The sequence below is a fragment of the Pseudomonas sp. SWRI18 genome (assembly GCF_014268345.1).
In the GTDB taxonomy this organism is placed as follows: domain Bacteria; phylum Pseudomonadota; class Gammaproteobacteria; order Pseudomonadales; family Pseudomonadaceae; genus Aquipseudomonas; species Aquipseudomonas cedrina.
The window spans coordinates 1-18485 of sequence record NZ_JACCQQ010000016.1 but is presented as its reverse complement, the minus strand read 5'-3'; the positions used below and the strand labels follow the sequence as shown (position 1 = coordinate 18485).

The 18485-nt window shown below is 59.2% G+C and carries 13 protein-coding genes; 5 read left to right on the top strand and 8 right to left on the bottom strand.

What is annotated here, in order from left to right:
* Positions 1–9 precede the first annotated feature (9 nt).
* The 4 genes from H0Z09_RS17685 to H0Z09_RS17670 are packed head-to-tail and all read right to left on the bottom strand — an operon-like array spanning position 10 to position 5538.
* Positions 10–1860, bottom strand: a complete 1851-nt coding sequence (locus H0Z09_RS17685; RefSeq protein WP_186691941.1) for an IucA/IucC family siderophore biosynthesis protein — start codon at positions 1858–1860, stop codon at positions 10–12.
* 36 nt (positions 1861–1896) lie between these two features.
* A complete protein-coding gene (locus H0Z09_RS17680) occupies positions 1897–3057 on the bottom strand; it encodes an NAD/NADP octopine/nopaline dehydrogenase family protein (protein ID WP_186691939.1) in 1161 nt (386 codons plus the stop codon).
* Between the two features lie 28 nt (positions 3058–3085).
* A complete protein-coding gene (locus H0Z09_RS17675; RefSeq protein ID WP_186691936.1) occupies positions 3086–4129 on the bottom strand; it encodes a cysteine synthase family protein in 1044 nt (347 codons plus the stop codon).
* A gap of 14 nt (positions 4130–4143) precedes the next feature.
* Entirely contained in the window at positions 4144–5538 is a 1395-nt protein-coding gene (locus H0Z09_RS17670; RefSeq protein WP_186691934.1) for a Y4yA family PLP-dependent enzyme, read from the bottom strand.
* Between the two features lie 613 nt (positions 5539–6151).
* Between H0Z09_RS17670 and H0Z09_RS17665 the strand changes: the two genes are divergently transcribed.
* From H0Z09_RS17665 to H0Z09_RS17655, 3 genes are all read left to right on the top strand, one after another.
* Complete coding sequence (locus H0Z09_RS17665; RefSeq protein WP_076950984.1) at positions 6152–7042, top strand: CoA ester lyase; 891 nt, start codon at positions 6152–6154, stop codon at positions 7040–7042.
* Positions 7043–7067: 25 nt separating this feature from the next.
* Positions 7068–7469 (top strand): ParB N-terminal domain-containing protein, encoded by a 402-nt coding sequence (locus tag H0Z09_RS17660; protein ID WP_186691932.1) that lies wholly within the window; start codon positions 7068–7070, stop codon positions 7467–7469.
* Positions 7470–7578: 109 nt separating this feature from the next.
* The gene (locus H0Z09_RS17655; protein ID WP_186691930.1) at positions 7579–9819 is read left to right on the top strand and encodes a TonB-dependent siderophore receptor; all 2241 of its coding nucleotides are present in this window, start codon (positions 7579–7581) and stop codon (positions 9817–9819) included.
* 50 nt (positions 9820–9869) lie between these two features.
* On the opposite strand, the gene H0Z09_RS17650 is transcribed toward H0Z09_RS17655, so the two are convergent.
* From H0Z09_RS17650 to H0Z09_RS17640, 3 genes are read right to left on the bottom strand one after another with little or no spacing between them, the layout of a single operon-like run.
* Positions 9870–11453 (bottom strand): aldehyde dehydrogenase (NADP(+)), encoded by a 1584-nt coding sequence (locus H0Z09_RS17650; RefSeq protein ID WP_186691928.1) that lies wholly within the window; start codon positions 11451–11453, stop codon positions 9870–9872.
* 17 nt (positions 11454–11470) lie between these two features.
* The gene (locus H0Z09_RS17645; RefSeq protein ID WP_186691926.1) at positions 11471–12688 is read right to left on the bottom strand and encodes a fumarylacetoacetate hydrolase family protein; all 1218 of its coding nucleotides are present in this window, start codon (positions 12686–12688) and stop codon (positions 11471–11473) included.
* 26 nt (positions 12689–12714) lie between these two features.
* Positions 12715–14499 carry an IlvD/Edd family dehydratase gene (locus tag H0Z09_RS17640; RefSeq protein WP_186691924.1) on the bottom strand — a complete coding sequence of 595 codons (1785 nt, stop codon included), beginning with the start codon at positions 14497–14499 and terminating at the stop codon, positions 12715–12717.
* A 266-nt stretch (positions 14500–14765) separates the two neighbouring features.
* Here H0Z09_RS17640 and H0Z09_RS17635 point away from each other — a divergent pair, with 266 nt between their 5' ends.
* Complete coding sequence (locus H0Z09_RS17635) at positions 14766–15800, top strand: LacI family DNA-binding transcriptional regulator (protein ID WP_186691922.1); 1035 nt, start codon at positions 14766–14768, stop codon at positions 15798–15800.
* A gap of 181 nt (positions 15801–15981) precedes the next feature.
* On the top strand, positions 15982–17340 hold the full coding sequence (locus H0Z09_RS17630) for an MFS transporter (RefSeq protein ID WP_186691920.1): 1359 nt from the start codon (positions 15982–15984) through the stop codon (positions 17338–17340).
* 52 nt (positions 17341–17392) lie between these two features.
* On the opposite strand, the gene H0Z09_RS17625 is transcribed toward H0Z09_RS17630, so the two are convergent.
* Positions 17393–18244, bottom strand: coding sequence for a lipopolysaccharide biosynthesis protein (locus tag H0Z09_RS17625; protein ID WP_238340267.1), 852 nt, complete (start codon positions 18242–18244; stop codon positions 17393–17395).
* Positions 18245–18485 lie beyond the last annotated feature (241 nt).

The following is an 18485-nucleotide window of genomic DNA, read 5'->3' as shown; positions in this document are numbered from 1 at the left end:
CGACCTCGGCTAAACGCTGGCGAGCGGGTTGGACAGGGTGTGCTGCAAACGATAGTTGGAGTACTGCATCAAATGCATGCGCAACAACGACCGGGTCGGCCATGGATCTTCCACGAACGCCTTATGCTCGGTTTCCCACAGCGCGGGTTCGACGCGGTCGCGCACGGCTTCGAACGCAAGGTCGGTTTCCTCGCGCAATATCTGCCACAGCCGCGTGTTGTTCAACCCATACTCCGTGGTCAGCCACAGCGCGATTTCATGCAGGTGGGTAAGGAACGCTGCGTCAAGCACGAACATGCGCACCGGTTCAATGTCGCCTGCGAACACCGTCGGCAGGATACCCGGCTGCACATGCGGCGCCAGGCTGTAGCCGCGTCCTTCCAGCAGTGGCGCATACGTGCGGCCATCGCCAAAATCGCGGATCAGCAGACTACGTGCTTTGCCATCGGAGGAAAACAGCACCATTGTGTTTTGCTGGTGGGCTTCAAGTGCAACGCCATACAACAGATAGATCGCCACCACCGGGTGGGTGACCACCTGGGCATAGTCGCGGAACCAGTTTTCAACCTGTGCGGCATCCGCTCGCACGCCATCACGCTCGATCAGGTCGGTGAATAGCGGCCGACCGCTACCCGGTAATCGAGTGAACAATGACGCCACGGTAATCGGCAGGCAATCGTCGCTGCGTTCGAACGCTTGCTGACTGGCGCGATAGACCACTGACAGATGACGGCCGGGATGATCGTCTTGAGTGACTGCGTTTTTGTAACGCACGCCGATCTCTTCCGGAAAGATTTCCAGGCGCTGGTCGAAGCCGTGTTCGGCCTCCAGTATTTTTCCGATCACCGTGCTGATGCGCGGTCCCATGTGAATCGACTTGGCTTGCAGGCTGCGCAGTTCGCTGGTCATCCACACGGCAATGGGCAGTTTGATCAACGGCGCGCATTCGTCCAGCACCGGCATCATCGTGCGATACGACATGGTCGGCAGGGTTGGAATCTCCGGTCCGTCGGTAATCAGGATGCCGTTTTCGATTTCCGCCGCGAAGTTTTCCAGCACGTAGGCCTGCAAATGCCAGCTATGGATCGGCAATGGCAGCCACTGGCTTTCATCCAGGCCCTTGCTGTTGAGCGAGGCTTTCCATTGCTCCCATTGGGCCGGGAAATTCTCGGCGAACCAGGTGCGGTAGTCGCTCACGTGCGGCATGCTTTCGCTCTTTGCATGTTCTGCACGCAACGCCGCGATACGCAGGGGGACCTGTGCGTTGAACTCGGGTGAGAGTTGCTCGACCTCCTCATCGGTCAAGCCGGGGCGCGCCTTCCATGTCGGGTAATACGGATGGCCTTCCAGCGAACCCCACTGGTCGAGGAGGATCGCAGCATCCTTGGTCTTGAGATGCTGGCGCAGGTAGTCGGTGAGGCTATCGAGCCCCTGATCCCTGGCGGCTTTTTGCAGCCGGGCGTTCCATTGCTGGCGATGTTGGCGGGCATGTGCGTCGTTGGTCAGGCTGTTTTCCATGTCGGCCTTGAGCCCGGTCATACCCTCATCAGTGGGCGCGAAATCGAAGCTGTCACGCAACACATCGAGCATGTCCTGATGGCTGGTGATGACCTGGCGGACACCTTCATCGGTGACCAGTACCACGTCACCGTCATTGACCACGGTGTCGGCCGGGCCTTTGGCTATGTCCGAAAAGACCAGGTGGGCGCGGCTGCCCTTGAGTGGGTAGCTGGCCTGGTTGCCTTCGGCCCCAAAGCTCAGGGCCGAACGGTCGAGAATGTTTTCCGCAAAGAGGCAGCGAATCAAGCGTCGCATGGCATTTTTGCGGGAGTAGGCAATCAGTGTCTTGAAGTCATCCATATCAGCGGTCTACTCGTCGAAATTGAATTGAAGAGATCAAGCCGCGGCGTTTGCCGCGCGTGGCCAGTGGCGTGGAAAGTAATCGAGCGCCGAGTCGCGCAGGCCTTGCATGTAGGCAATGCTCCACTGCAAGACTTCCTCGATGTAGGGCACCTTGAGGTCCAAACGCCTGGCCATTTCCACAAGCAGCACCAGCCCATAGGCGACGTCTTCATTGAAGGCGCGGCTCTCGCGCTCGATGACGTAGCCGGCGCGGTTGTCGGCGGCCGGCACCATCGGCGCGAGAATATTGTTGTAGGCCTGATTGGTGCGCAGAATCGACAACATGCTGCTCTGGTCGCGGATCTGGTCACCGTAGGCCTCGACGATTTCCTGTTTCAACGCTTTGACCGAGGACAGGTCGATGCCCAGGCGCTGGCTGATCACCGCGCACAGAGCCTGACTTTCCTGATCCATGCGTTCCAAAAAGTAGGCGCCCAGTTCCGGACACTCGGACCACCAGCACATGCGTTGCGGGAAAATCTTGCGGTGCCACTGGCCATAAGGACCGATCAGCCCGTAGATCACCGAGCTGTGCATGATCGGGTTACCCGGGGTCAGGGTGATTTCCAGGTAGTGGTCGAGCATCCTCACGCACGGGCCGTACAAGCGGGTCAGGATGCCCTGCAATTGCTGACCGGATGCCTGAGACTCGCGAGAATGGGTCGCCACATACAGCTGGCTCTTGCCGCCGCCCATTTTGATCGAGCGTCCCGGTGTCAGCTCGAATGCGGTATGCGGGACGTCTTTCATCCCCCAGATCACCAGGTTCGGGCGATCGGGCAGGGCGGCTTCGGCCAGCCAGTCGAAACCGCAGAAGCCCGGAATGGCGCCGATGTACACAGGCTTGCTGGCGCTTAGATGCGGCACGATGGCCTGCAGGGTTTGCGGGCGGACGTGGGCGGGCACGGTAATGATGACGATGTCGGCATCTTCAATCGCTGCTTTCGCGTCGGCGGTCACCCGGTCCAGTCGGGCAGTCAAGGTCGAGCCGTCGGGCAACAAAGCCTGCATCGGCGTGTGGCGAGCGTGCTGTTCGATAATCTCCGGATTACCGGTGAGCATCGAAACCTGAACATTGGGCAGCTGTTTGAACAGGATGGCGTTGAGATGGCCGGTCCTGCCACCACCACAAATGGCGACTTTCAACAGATTCATCGAGAGGCTTTCCTGTGTGAGGAGTGGGTCATGCAACGCTCAGTTGAAGCGGCGCGGAGACGGATTCCAGCCATTGGGTCCTGCCCAGCCAGGTTTCCAGCTGTGGTGCGATGCTGGGGTCGATCAGGTCGCGTTCCTGCAGCCATTGATCATTGAACACCGTATGCAGGTATTTTTCGCCGCCGTCGGCAATCGGCACGACCACGTTGCCGGTCAGCACGCCTTTGTGGATCAGTTCCAATGCCTTGAAAATGGCACCGCCGGTCGAGCCGCCGACCAGCAGCGCCAGATGGCGGGCGATATAGCGGGCGGTTTCGAACGCCTGGGAGTCGGTGACTTGCACCCCCAGATCGATGCAGCTGTAGTCGAGCACCAGACCCACGGTGTCGCCGGCCGGCGTACCGGTGCCCGATTGGTAGTAGGGGTAGCCGGGATGGCCGAAGACGATCGAGCCGGCCGGTTCTACCGCGACGGTCACAATGTTGGGATCGTGCAGTTTCAAGCCGCGGGCGATACCGGTCATCGAACCGCCCGTGCCGACGCAGCCGACATAGGCACCGATGACACCTTCAGCCTGGGCGATGGTTTCGCGCACGAAATCACTGTAGCCACCCGCATTGGCCGCGTTATCCGACTGATTCATGAACACGGCGCCGGGAATTTCGCTGGCCAGCTCCGCCGCCATTCGTTGACGCTCGACCACTGCGACTTCATCCTCGCGATAGCTGCCTTTGACAAAGCGAATGTCGGCACCGAGCGCCTTCATCACGGCGATCTTGTCTTGGGCGGCGTGATGATCGACCACGGCAATAAAATGCAGGCCGAATTCGACCGCCGTCATGGCCAGGCCAATTCCGGTATTGCCGGACGACGATTCGACGACCACCCCACCGGGTTTCAGGCGACCGGACTTGAGCGCGGCCAGCACCATGTTGCGCGCCATGCGATCCTTGATACTGCCACCGGGATTGTTTTTTTCAATTTTCAATAACAACCGAGCGTTGGTATCCGGAACATCAATACCCAACATCGGTGTATTACCAATAAGCTCCGAGACTTTATTCAAGATCATTTCAATGGTTCCCTTTAGTAGTCCGGTGAAAATGCGTAGTGACCTTGCGTACAACAACTCGCCGTCAATCGCCGTGGCAGCGGGTGGCGATGAAATTCGTTTTCCAGCAAATCCATCTGATAACCGGCGGTATTCACGTAAATCAATATATCGCCTGGTCGGGGTGCAGTTGAAAAATTGATAAGGCGATAAGTAATCACGTCGTCGTCCAAGCAACTATGGCCGGCGATATACGCTTGGATCGGTGCGTAGGGCGGTTGTTGCGAGCTGATCAGGATCGGATCAAGCAGGTACTCAGAGGCGAACCATGTTTCGCATGCACTGAAACTACTGCCTTCAACAAAAATGACGGTTTTGTTGAAGGCGAGTTGCTTGGTGCGGGTGACGCGAAACAATGAAATTGCCGCTTGATCGACAAGACTCCGACCGGGCTCCAGGGCCAGCGTTATATTCTGCAGCTTTAAATAGGTGGCGATGGACACTCCGGGTGAGTGCTCGGCCTCGAGCAATAATGCCAACCATTGCGGGGCTGTCAGGTCGCTGCCGTAAGGATAATAAGCCTCGGGAACTTTCTGGTTGTAATAATGGCTTGGCTTATTATCGTTCTGTAGGAATCGGGCATATATCTGCGGCTCGACATAACGTATCGGCAAGCCGCCACCGATATCGATCATCTGCGGATTCAAGCCCATTTCCCGAGCAGCCTCCACGAACCCGCTGATTTCACGCAACGCTTGTGCGCGGGATTCGACCCCATAGCCGCCCAGATGAAAATGAAAACCCTCAAAGTGAAAAATATCCGTGTGTTTTGTCAGCCGTTGGAGGCCTTCGAGCAAGTCCTGCGAACTCATGCCGAAGCGGCTCTGGGGACTTGTTTTCGGCCTGTAACGCAGTAAAACCCTGGCTTTGGTCGGAGTAGGCTGTGCTTCGATCACATACTGCAGATGTTCGAATTCTTCCAGCGAGTCGATGCTGATCAGTGAGCCTGAGCTAACCAGTGCCTGATGAAAAACAGCGGTTTTGGCCGGTCCGGTGGCGCAAATTCTGGCTCCAGGTGTACCGGCTCTAAGCGCTGCCTGCAGCTCGTGGACGCTCGACACATCGACGCCAACCCCCGAATTTGCCGCCGCGACGAGCAGGCTTTGAGACTTGTTGGCCTTGGCGCCATAGAAGATCGCATGAGGCACGCTGTACTGTTTCAATACCGCGAGCAAGGCGTGTGTATTTGACTCAAGCGCATGGGGCCAAACCAGATTCAAGGGTGAGCCATGTTGCTTGATAAGCGCTACAAGTTTGTCTGGGAAGTTATTGATAAGCCTGGAAATTATCGGGTCGATAAGCGGCTTTAACATGGCCGGCTGATGAACTTCAGTTAAAGGTTCGGCCGTCGGTGAATTTGTTATAGGCATAGCTGATCCCTGGCGTCGAAAATAACGTAGCCATTGATGTTATATAACTGAGCGCTCTCGCACAGTTGTAGGTGTTTTACTCGTTAGAAACGAGGCTTACAGCAATAGGAGGCGGATGCCAGGCAATATCTGAAGTTGGATCTGTCATGCCGCCTGTCATAAATACTTCACGAAATAACTGCATGAAAACCCCACTCCATAAGGTTTTTAATAATGTTCAGATTGGCCGCCTAGTTGATGGCCAATCCGCCAAAAACGGTCAGTGGTGGGCATTGAAGTGCCATCACTGATAGGTACTTACCCATGTGCTGAATATCCGCTCTTAAACGGAGCTAGTGTCTCTTGGTGGCGTGAACAATATTGCGAACAGGAACGATTATCAAGTAAGGTTTTCAAATATTTTCGAATGAAGACCTTCGGAAGGCGAATCAATGGTCGTGTGTTTACACGCTCAAGAAAGCGTTCGCCCTGAAATAAAAAAGTCCCTTAATTCATTGATCAATAAGAAATTAAGGGTTGTTGCGAGAAGCCCCGAACGAGCAGAGAAACCTGCCTGCGAAGGGGCCGGAAAATGTTCAGAAATCACGAATGGTTCACGCCAAGGAGCTATGCCATGCAATTGGATCGACTCAACAGCAAAACCCCACTCGCGATCAGCTACCTGTTCGTACCGGGTAATCGTCCCGAGCGTTTTACAAAAGCCGTCGAAGCGGGGCCGGACGCGATCATTCTCGACCTTGAGGACGCCGTGCACCCGGATAGCAAACCCGCCGCCCGAGCTGCCATCTGGGCTTGGCAAGAGGCCACCCCAAGCGTTGCCTGCGAGCGTTACATCCGCCTCAACAGCGTCAGCAGCGCGCTGTTCCGTCAGGACCTGACATGGCTCAATGACATGCGCTACCCCGAGCGTTGCGACGGCATTTTCCTGCCCAAGGCCGAATGTCCCCAGGCCCTGGGCCGAACGGTCGAACATTTGCTGGCGTGGCGGTCGGGGCTGAAGGTCGTCGCGATCATCGAGACCGCCAAAGGTCTGCAGCAGGTCGAGTCGATTGCGGCGATCCCGGGCCTGGCGCGGCTGGCGTTCGGTTCGCTGGATTTTTCCCTCGATATCAACTGCACCCAGATACCCGAGGCATTTCTATTCGCCCGCAGCCGCATCGTACTGGCTTCGCGGACTGCCGATCTGCCGTCGCCAATCGACGGTGTCACGCCGGCGATCAGCGATTTGGCGGTCGTTGGCCAGGACTCGCACTACGCGCGTTCGCTGGGCTTCGGCGCCAAGCTGTGCATCCACCCCTCGCAACTGTCCACGGTGCAGCGCGCTTTCCTGCCGGACTCGCGTCAGTTGGCCTGGGCTGATCGGGTGATGAGGGCCGTGGCGACGGGCAGTCATGCCGTGCAGGTGGACGGTGAGATGGTCGATTTGCCGCTGATTGAGCATGCTCAGCGTCTGCTCGAGCTTGCTCGCCTGCACGCGCCCATTGTCCGCGCCGATGCCAGCTGAATCCTTGGCGAAACAGGAGATCACCATGGAATACGCTTATCAGATTGCATTGCGGCCACTGTGCCAGGTGCTGCAGTCGGAGCAGGTCGATCCGGCCAACGTGACGCTGTTGCGCGAGGCAATCGCTCGCGCCGGACATTGGCTGGAGCCGATCATCGTCGAACGTTCGCGTGGCATCGTGATGGACGGAAATCACCGTCTCAACGCCGCTCTGCAACTGGGCTTGAAACGCGTGCCGTGCATCCAGCTCGACTACACCGATCCGCGGGTGCGTGTACGGCATTGGCAGACAGGGCAGGTGTTCGAAGTGGCGCAGATATTCACCACCATCGCCCGGGGAGAAATCTTTCCGTACAAGACGACCCGGCATGCGTTCGACCCTGCATTACCGGTGGTCGCGATACCCCTGGAACAGCTGTACGCCTAGCGCTCCCGGACCCATCCAAAAATAATTTTATCGAGGGTGATACTTTTTCGCCGATCGACTGGCAATAGGAGTGATTACCATTTTCCCTGTTGAAAAGGATCCTCACGTCATGCCTGTTGTCAGTCGCCCATGCGGTGAGCGCGTGCTAACACTCGCCATTCGCACCGCCATGTTGAATATTGTTCTGGTCGCAGGAAGCGCCAGCGCCTGGGCTGCCGGCCCAGGGCAGCAGGATGTTGCCGCCGACCAGTCCTCGAATATTCCAACGGCGAAGCCGGCCGATGACGGCGTCGATACGCTCACACTCGACCCCACCAACATCAACGCCCGCTACAACGGTCCGAGCGCATTGCCGGAGGTACTGGCCGGCGGCCAAGTCGCGCGCGGGGCCCGGCTCGGCATGATGGGCAACAAGGACGTGATGGACACCCCGTTCAGCGTCACCAGCTACACCGCCAAGACCCTGGCCGATCTGCAGACAGTAACGGTGGCCGATGCATTGGAGCGTGATCCTTCGGTGCGCTCGACCGGTCAGACGGGCGGCATCGTTGATTCGTTTTTCATTCGAGGCTTCCCGATCGGCGAAGGCAACCTGGGTGAACTGGCGTTCGACGGCGTGTACGGCGTCGCGCCCAACTACCGGGTCTTCACCGAGTACGCCGAGCGTGTCGAAGTGCTAAAGGGGCCGGGCGCATTGATGTATGGCCTTTCGCCCAACAGCGGCGTGGGCGGGGTGATCAACATCGTCCCCAAGCGTCCGCTCGACGAAGACCTGACGCGGGTCACCACCACGTACGCCTCGGACTCGCAGGTCGGCGCTCACCTCGATCTCAGCCGTCGATTCGGCTCGGAGAACCAGTTCGGTGTGCGCTTCAACGGCAACCTGCAAGGCGGTGATACCGCCGTCGATGATCAACACCGGGACCTGGGTATCGGTGCCATCGCCCTGGACTATCGCGGTGAGCGTTTGCGCCTGAACCTGGATTACATCAGTCAGAAAGAAAGCTGGGAGGGCGCCTCGCGACCTTTCACCATCGCTCCGGGCGTCGATGTTCCATCTGCCCCGAATGGCCGCACCAACCTGCCGCAGAAATGGGGCTGGTCGGATACCAAGGAACAGTCGGCATTGCTCGGCGGTGAATATGACCTGAGCGATACGGTGACCGTGTTCGCCCATGCCGGTGGCGGCAAGTCAGACGTCAAGCGCCTGTCCGACCAGGTTCCCAGGATCCTCAACGACGCTGGCGATACCAGCAACACGCCGGGCTATTACAAATTCAACGTTGATCGCTCGACTGCCGATGTCGGTATCCGTGGCGTGTACGCCACCGGCCCGATCACTCATACCACTACGCTGATGGCGACGCAGTATCAGGATGAGTTGTCCCGCGGGATCACCAGCGGCACTGACATTCGTTCGAACATCTACCACCCGATCGATGTGCCCAAGCAATACATCGGCACGCCGAAGGTCCTGCGTATTTCCGAATCGGATCTGTCCGGCGTTGCATTCACCGACACACTGTCCATGCTCGATGACCGCTTCCAGTTGACCCTTGGCGTGCGCCGGCAGGCGATCGAATCGCGCAACTACAACGCAGCAGGGGCGGTCAGCTCCAAATACAACGACAATGCCACGACGCCTCTGGTTGGCGTGGTGGTCAAGCCCTGGGAAGACGTTTCCCTCTACTACAACTATGTAGAAGGCTTGAGCAAAGGCGACATCGCTCCGGGGACAGCGGCCAACGCCGGCGAAACATTTGCACCTTACGAATCCAAGCAGCATGAACTCGGTGTGAAATATGAACACGGCACGTTCATGACCAGCCTGGCGCTGTTCCAGATCGAGAAACCGAGCGGTGAGGTCGGCGCCGGTAACCTGTTCTCGGTACAAGCCGAGCAACGCAACCGCGGGATCGAATTGAGCATGTTCGGCGAAGTGGCGCCAGGTACGCGCTTGATGGGGGGGGTGACCTTGCTGGACGGCAAACTGACCGAGTCGGCCACGGCCGCCAACCGCGGCAACAAACCGGTCGGCGTCCCGGACGTCCAGGCCAACCTGTGGGCCGAATGGGACACGCCATGGGTGGAAGGATTTACCCTGACCGGCGGCGCCATTTATACCGACAGCCAGTACGTCAACCAGGCCAATACCCAGGCGCTGGATTCCTGGACGCGTTTCGATGCCGGCGCACGTTATGCGACGAAGATCGAAGGTCGGCCGACCACCTTCCGGGCCACGGTGCAGAACGTATTCGACCGCGAGTACTGGTCAGGCGTCGCCTCGTATGGCGCGTTTTCGCCGGGTTACCCGCGTACCCTGCAATTGTCTGCCACGGTCGATTTCTAAAGTAGAAGGGCCGGCCTTAATCATCGATGGCACGTACAGGACTTGAGAGATCAACACAAACCCTCGTACGTGCCAACGCCATTCACCAGCCGCAGGATGCCCAGCGGATTGGCATTTTTCAGCGCATCCGGCAGCAAACTGTCAGGGTAATTCTGGAAGCAGATCGGCCGCAGGAACCGGTTGATCGACAGCGTTCCCACGGACGAGCCACGGGCATCCGAGGTGGCGGGGTAGGGACCGCCATGCACCATCGCATCGCAGACCTCGACGCCGGTCGGGTATCCGTTGAGCAAAAGACGACCCGCCTTCAGTTCCAGCACGGGAATCAACTCGGCGAATGCCTCCAGGTCCGTCGGTTCGGCAATCAGGGTCGCTGTGAGTTGCCCTTGCAAACCTTGCAGTGCTTGCTGCAGTTGTTGCCGGTCCTTTACCGCTACCACGACGATCACCGGGCCAAACACTTCGTGCTGAAGCAATTCGTCATTATTGATCAGCAGTTCGGCGTCCGCTTCGAACAGCTGCGGATGAGCCTGACTACCTGCTTGAGATTGTCCCGCTCGATGGTGGATCTGCGGATGCTGATGCAAGCGGCTCAGGCCATCTGAGTAATTGCACAGCCCGCCAGCGTTGAGCAGGGTGTGTGGCGTCTGAGCGTTGACCTGCTGGGTGAGGGCGTCGAGGAATGTATCGAACTCGGGCGAGCGTATGCCGATCAGCAGCCCAGGCTTCGTGCAAAATTGCCCCGCGCCTTGAACCACCGAGGCACTGAGTTCAGCGGCGATTTTCGCACCGCGAGCCTTGAGGGCCTTCGGCAGCACCAGTATCGGATTGACGCTCGACATCTCGGCAAATACCGGGATGGGTTCAGGCCGCGCCGCCGCCATGTCACACAGGGCTCGGCCACCCTTGAGCGATCCGGTGAAACCTACGGCCTTGATGGCCGGGTGTTGCACCAGCCAGGCGCCGACCGTGCCGCCGTAGATCATGTTGAACACGCCGGCAGGCATTTGGGTCTGTTCGGCGGCGCGAATGATTGCCGAAGCGACCCATTCCGCCGTGGCCATGTGGCCTGGGTGGGCCTTGAAGACCACCGGGCAACCCGCCGCGAGCGCAGCGGCGGTGTCGCCGCCCGCCGTGGAGAAGGCCAGCGGGAAATTGCTGGCGCCGAACACTGCGACCGGGCCGATGCCGATGTGGTACTGGCGCAGATCGGGACGCGGCAGGGGCTGGCGGTCTGGCAGCGCGCGATCGATACGTGCACCGAAGAAATCACCGCGTCGCAGCACCTTGGCAAACAGTCGCATTTGACCGCTGGTACGCGAGCGCTCACCTTGGATGCGCGCGGCGGGCAGTGCCGTTTCGCGGCAGACCGTTGCAATGAACGCGTCACCCAGGGCGTCGAGTTCGTCGGCGATGGCATCGAGGAACTCGGCCCGTCGGGTGGCAGGCAGGGTGCGGTACGCTGGGTAAGCACCTGCCGCCGCCTGGGCGGCAGCGTCCACCTCATCTTGAGTGGCTTCAATAAAAACGTCTGCAAGTGCCTCACCCGTGGTGGCGTCGAAACTGTGCAGCCGCGTGTGACCTTTAGCGCTGCGTGCGCCATTGATAAAATTGTGTCCGGTGTATGCGTTCATGGTAAGGCTCATTCTGGCTAGCGTGGCTTGATCGCGGCAGCAACCAAGCCACGGCCGTTCAAGTTGTCGAGCAGGGCGCGATAACCCATCTGCCACGCGGGCGCGCGGTCACTGGTGGTGACCCGGTTTACCAGCGTGCCGAACTTGGCGCTGCTGATGGCGACCAGGTCACCCTCCTTATGGGTAAAGCCTGCGCCGGGCAGGTCGCGGTCCTGCTTGGGCGCGAACAGGGTGCCAAGAAACAGCACAAACCCGTCCGGGTACTGGTGGTTCTCGTTGAGTGTCTGGGCCACCAAGTCCAATGGGTCGCGGCTGATCTGGTTCATGGAGCTGCTGCCGTCCATGACGAAACCATCCTGGCCGACCACACGCAATGCAACTTCCGCCGAACGCACATCTTCAATGCCGAAGGACTCATCGAACAGCCGGATAAAGGGGCCCAGCGCGGTCGACGCATTGTTGTCCTTGGCTTTGGACAGCAGCAGCGCACTGCGTCCTTCGAAATCGCGAAGGTTGACGTCATTTCCCAGCGTAGCGCCCTGGACCTTGCCGCGACTGGAAACCGCCAGTACCACTTCCGGCTCGGGATTGTTCCAGCCGGATTTCGGGTGAATACCCACGTCGGAGCCGTAACCCACCGCTGACAAGGGCTGAGCCTTGGTGAATATCTCGGCATCCGGGCCGATACCCACTTCCAGGTACTGCGACCACATGCCTTGGCTGATCAGCACTTCCTTGAGCGCGGCGGCCTGTGATGAGCCCGGCACGATTTCTCCGAGATCGGCACCGATGCTCTCGACCAGCGTCGCACGAATACTGTCGGCCTTGGCCGGGTCGCCCTTGGCCTGCTCCTCGACCACTCGCTCAAGCATGCTGGCGGCGAAGGTCACGCCGGCCGCTTTGACGGCTTGCAAGTCGATCGGCGCCAGCAACCAAGGCCGTGTTTCGTCGCGAACGGATACATCACTGTTGATGAGCAGCGCGTCAAAGCTGATCAACGGCGTCTCCAGCGGCAGGCTGCGCAGGTAAGCCACCGGATCATCCAGCTCCAGCAGCGCCGACACGGTCGCCACCCGGGCGCTGATGTCATAGACCTGTGCATCCTTGAGCAGCACGACGGCGGGACCGGCGCTGGCGCCCGGAACCCAGGCGCGGCTTATCCAGGTGCCTTCAGCGAGGTCTTGAGCCGGAACGTTTAAAGCCGACAATGTCGTTACAGCGGATGTCTGGGACATGGGCATTACCCTTTCTAAAAAACGAATCAGTGGGAATGGCGTGGATCGCCGCTGCGTGCGATGACGCGCAGATGCAAGGTCGCGGGTTCCAGGCAACCGCCAGTGGAAAGTTGGCCAACCTGTTGCCGGTAGATTTCCTGCCACGGCGTTTGCGACGCTGGAATGGACGGCTTGAACGCTGCCTGACGGCGTGCCATTTCGCTTTCATCTACCAGCAGGTCGACCCGGCGTGCATTGAGGTCGACGCGCAGCCGGTCATTGGTTTGCAGCAAACCGATCCCGCCGCCCACCGCGGCTTCAGGCGACATGTTGAGAATCGACGGGCTTGCCGAGGTGCCGCTTTGGCGCCCGTCGCCCAGGCAGGGCAGGGAGTCGATGCCGCGTTTGATCAGTGCGGCGGGAGGTGCCATGTTGACCACTTCGGCGCTGCCCGGATAACCCACGGTGCCGCAGCCCCGAATGACCAGAATGCAGCGCTCGTCGATGTCCAGGGCCGGGTCGTTGATTCGGGCCTGATAGTCCTCGGGGCCTTCGAAAACAATGGCGCGGGCTTCGAAACTGTTCTCCGCGCCGGGTTCGGACAAGTAGGTTTTACGGAAGGCTTCGCCCACCACTGACATCTTCATGATCGCGCTGTCGAAAAAGTTGCCGCTCAACACGATAAACCCGGCGCGTTGGATCAACGGGTCTGCATACCCATGGATCACGTCCGTATCGCTGGCGGCGCTGTGGCTGACGATCTCGCCAATGGTCTTGCCCGACACCGTGACGCACGCTTCATGCAGCCGGCCGGCGTTCTTCAGTTCGTGCATCACGGCAGGCACGCCGCCGGCGCGGTGGAACCCTTCACCGAGGTATTTGCCGGCGGGCATGCAGTTGACCAGCAGCGGTACGTCTTCGCCGATGCGTTGCCAGTCTTCCAGGCTGAGGTCGACGCCGGTGTGCCGCGCGATAGCGATCAGGTGCGGCGGGCAATTGGTCGAGGCGCCCAGTGCCGACGCCACGGCGATGGCGTTCTCGAAAGCTTCGCGGGTCATGATGTGCGAAGGCCGGATGTCCTGGCGGACCATGTCGACGATACGCTTGCCTGTGGCGTAGGCCATCTGGCCGCGTTCACGATAGGCCGCCGGAATGCTGGCGCAGCCGGGCAGCGACATGCCCAGCGCCTCGGCCAGTGCATTCATCGACAGTGCGGTGCCCATGGTGTTGCAGTGACCGATCGAAGGCGAGGCCGCGGTGGTCATCTCCATGAAGCCTTCGTAGTCGATTTCACCGCTGGCCAGCAAATTGCGCGCTTGCCAAAGCACAGTGCCGGAGCCGATCAACTGGCCCTTGTGGTGCCCATCGAGCATCGGGCCGCCTGACAATACGATCGCCGGAATATCCACCGTTGCCGCCGCCATCAGGCAGGCCGGGGTGGTCTTGTCGCAGCCCGTGGTCAGCACCACGCCGTCGAGCGGGTACCCATGCAGAATCTCGACCAGGCCGAGGTAGGCCAGGTTGCGATCCAGCGCCGCAGTGGGGCGCCGGGTTTGTTCGGCCATCGGGTGCACCGGGAACTCCATCGGAATGCCCCCGGCATCGCGAATGCCCGCCTTGGTGCGTTGCGAGAGTTCAAGGTGGTGGCGGTTGCACGGCGCCAGATCGCTACCGGTTTGGGCGATACCAATGATGGGGCGACCCGATTGCAACTCCTCGCGCGTCATACCGTAATTCATGAAGCGTTCAACGTAGAGCGCGGTCATGTCGGCGTGACTGGGATCGTCAAACCATTGTTGACTTCGCAGGGGCAGGCGCGTGCTTTCAGGCATGGTTTTATCTCTTGTTAGAAGCATGTCGATTGAAAGTGAACACCCCAGGGCGATGAAGAAATACGCATCAACCGGTGTTCGAATGCTTCGATGTTACCGGTAACATTTTTTTTGTAAAGGCCAATCTCGATACTCGAACAGGCGTTGCACTCGTGCGTAACCAGCAGAGGCCGGCCAGTCGGTGCCCATGTATAATCAGCCCCCATCCGGGTTGGAAGCTTTGATTCCCAGGGTCCGCCGGTCATTTTCAGGAAAACAGGACGTTCATGAGTTACGAGGATTCAGGCAAACCCACCACACCGCCACGCATGGCCGATGTCGCCAAACTGGCCGGTGTTTCGAAGATGACGGTTTCCCGGGTCCTGGCCGGTCGCGATGTGTCGCAGCGCACCCAAAAGCTGGTGCATGAAGCGATTGAAACCCTCGGTTACCTGCCTGATGCGTCGGCCGGAACCCTGGCCACCGGGCGTTCCGAATTTATTGTGGCACTGGTGCCGTCGTTGGCCAGCTCGAACTTTGCCGATACCGTGCGCGGCCTGAATGACGCCGTCAGCGGGCACGGCCTGTGCCTGCTGATGGGGGATACGGATTACCACCTGGAACAAGAGGCACTACTGGTGCGTACGCTGCTGCGGCATCGACCGGTGGGGGTGATGTTGACCGGCAGCGCGCACTTGGACGAAACCCGCAGGCTGCTGCGCCAGGCGCAAGTGCCCGTTGTCGAGACATGGGACATTCCGGACGATCCCATCGAGCAATCGGTCGGGTTCAGCAACGTGGCCGCTGCGGCGGCACTGTATGAGCACCTGCACCAGCAAGGGTATCGACGGATTGGCTACATCGGCGGGGCGTCGGTACTCGACCACCGTGGCCAACAACGCCAGCAAGGCTACCTGCAGGCGGTCGCGGCGGCGGGCGCGGCGCCCAGGGTGATGGAATATGGCGAGTCGCCTATCACCATGAGCCACGGCGGCGAATCCGTGAAGCGGCTGCTGGAAAAGTGGCCGGACACCGACGCGGTAATGTGCGTCAGTGACCTGTCGGCGTTCGGAGCCATCATGGAATGCCATCGACAGGGTCGGCGCGTGCCCGGCGACATCGCAATCGCCGGTTTCGGCGATTTTGAAGTATCGCGCTATTGCACGCCGACCATCACCACGGTCTCGGTTGATCCTTACCGAATCGGCCGTCGCGCCGGTGAATTACTGGTAGCCAGTGCCGCCGCACAGCGTCTCGGGCTGCCCCGGGCGCAAACGTGCGATGTCGTCGAATTCCAAATCATGGCACGCGAAAGCACCTGAATTTTTTGATCGAGCCCGCTTGCTTTGCCTCGAAAGTCATGGCTAAACTAAAAATGTTACCGGTAACATACCCACTTGCAGATTCCTTTCCCTGCGCATTGGCTTAGGTCAGTCCAGGTTGCTCAAGGTGGCAAGCTAAAACAAAAACAATCGGCATGACGACATGCCTTGAGGTCAACACATGGAATCAGTATCTCAGCGTCCTCTCGAAGGAGAGGGCTCGGCGGCGCTTACCCGCGAGGATCGTACCTACCGCAAAGTCATCCTGCGCATCCTGCCAATCCTGCTGTTTTGCTACATGGCGGCGTACCTGGACAGGGTCAATATCGGCTTTGCCAAGCTGGACATGCTCAACGATCTGCAATTCAGCAACACCGTCTACGCCCTCGGCGCGAGCATTTTTTTCTGGGGTTATTTCCTCTTCGAAGTCCCCAGCAATCTGTTCCTCCATCGCTTTGGCGCACGCCTCTGGATCGCCCGCATCATGATCAGCTGGAGCATTGTCTCCATGGCGGTAGCCTTCACCGTGCCGCTGGCCAAGTTCTTTCACATCGAATCGGAAACGATGTTTTACGTGCTGCGCTTCCTGCTGGGGATATGCGAGGCGGGCTTTTTTCCGGGGGTGATTCTCTACCTTAATTACTGGTTTCCGACGCACCGTCAGAGCCGAGTCATGGCTGGTTTCCTGATGGCGATGCCGATCAGCCTGACCCTGGGCGGGATCTTGTCGGGGTGGTTGATGTCGGCGATGCAGGGTGTCCACGGGATGGCGGGCTGGCAGTGGATGCTGATTATCGAAGGGATTCCGTCCTTGATCATGGCCGTCGTCGTGGTGACGCTGTTGGTCGATAAAATCGACAACGCCAAGTGGCTGAGCACGGCAGAAAAGAACATGCTCAAAAACAACCTCGACCGAGAAAACACCAGGAAAGCGTCGAGCCTGCGCGAGGTGATCTTCAATGGTCGGGTGTGGTTGCTGGTGCTGATCTTGCTGACGTTCAATACCGGTTTCTATGGGCTGGCGTTCTGGATGCCGACGATCATCAAGGCCACGGGCATTTCCAATACCCTGCACATTGGCCTGCTCACGGCCATCCCGTACTCCACTGCTATCGTGGCCATGACCCTCAATGCCTGGCACTCCAACAAAACCGGCGAGCGCCGACTGCATGCGGCAATACCGGCATTCATCGGCGGGGTAGGGCTGATTTTCAGCGCGATCTTTGCCCATAACCTGCCGGTGTCGATTTTCTTCCTCAGCGTCTCCGCGTCTGGCTTGTTGAGCCTGATGCCGATTTTCTGGACATTGCCGGGCACGGTTCTTTCGGGTGTGGCGGCCGCGGCAGGCATCGGCATGATCAACGCGATCGGCAACCTTTCCGGGTTCACCGGTTCGATGATTACGGCCATGGCGGAAACGCTGACCGGCGACATGAACAACGGCACCTATGTCTTGGGTGGTTGCCTGCTCGTCAGCTGTGTGCTGATCCTGTTGATCCCCAAATCGATGCTTGCCAAGGACACCCCAAGGGCTGGCTGACGGAGGCTGCGCGCGACCCTGTTCGGTCAACAGGGTCGGCGTCTGCGCAACGCTACGCCAGCATGTTCTCAACCTGCGCGAGCGTGACACGCGGGACCACGTCGTTCGGAATTTTCGAAACCTCGGACAGGTTGTAAACCATGAACTCATCGCCCATGACTTTGCGCGACATCAGTTCAAACGACGGCAATATGCGCGTGAAATAGTGCTGGTCGAGCCCGCAGGGCGACTTTATGGATTCAGGGGTTTCGTAAAACCTTCCTGAGCGCTCATCCAGATCCACACCTACCAGGAAAACCTGGGTGAACCCCACGTGGTAGGCCAACTGTATGGCCAGATACGCCACGGTTCGCGCATCAAAAAAGCCCTCGCTCATGTCTTTGCTGAACCCCAGCGGCCGTTTACGCGTGGGGAGCCAGGAATGATTGACGACCAGCGCGCTGCGTTTTCCCAGCGCGGAGTCCAGCCACGAGGGTCTTTCGGCCTTGGATAACGGATAGAACTTTCCCGTTGGACGAACACGGGACGAACGCGCCTGTTCTTCCCACAGCGCGACTCGCTGGCTGACCGCCATGGCATGCTTGAACAAATCCGGCTGTTGCTGCGAAAAGCTTCGGTCCGTACAGGCATAAAAGTACGGCTTTATATCAGTGTCCTTGAACATCGAAATAGCGCCATTCATCGTGATCATCGGCACGTGCGCAAATTTTTCGATGGGAAACGACTTGGCCGAAGGGCCGGAGGCAATGATGAATACGGCGCCTGATTCGGTGTTCCGGCAGCGATTGAACGGGTGCACGGCCAGCGGGCGTGTGGTCGACAGCCATGGTCCGGAGAAGGGCGTATAGAAAGCCTGTTTGGCATGGCCCGCAGGTCCAGTGCCGAGGAGTGATGTCTGTTTCATCCGGCCCAACCGTCCAGTGAAATGTAAATATGTGTATCAGCGGACCGGAGGTTTGCTGTTGAGTTCCTTCTATATGACTGCATCGAGACGAACCGGAGCGGCCTACTGCGCGCTGGCGACCCATGCGCAGCATGGGTATCTAGATATCATTGTAGTGAGCGGGCTTGTCCCGCGCTGGGCTGCGAAGCGGCCCCAATAAGGACACCGTAGTGTTCCAGATGAAACCAGATCGTCTGGTTTG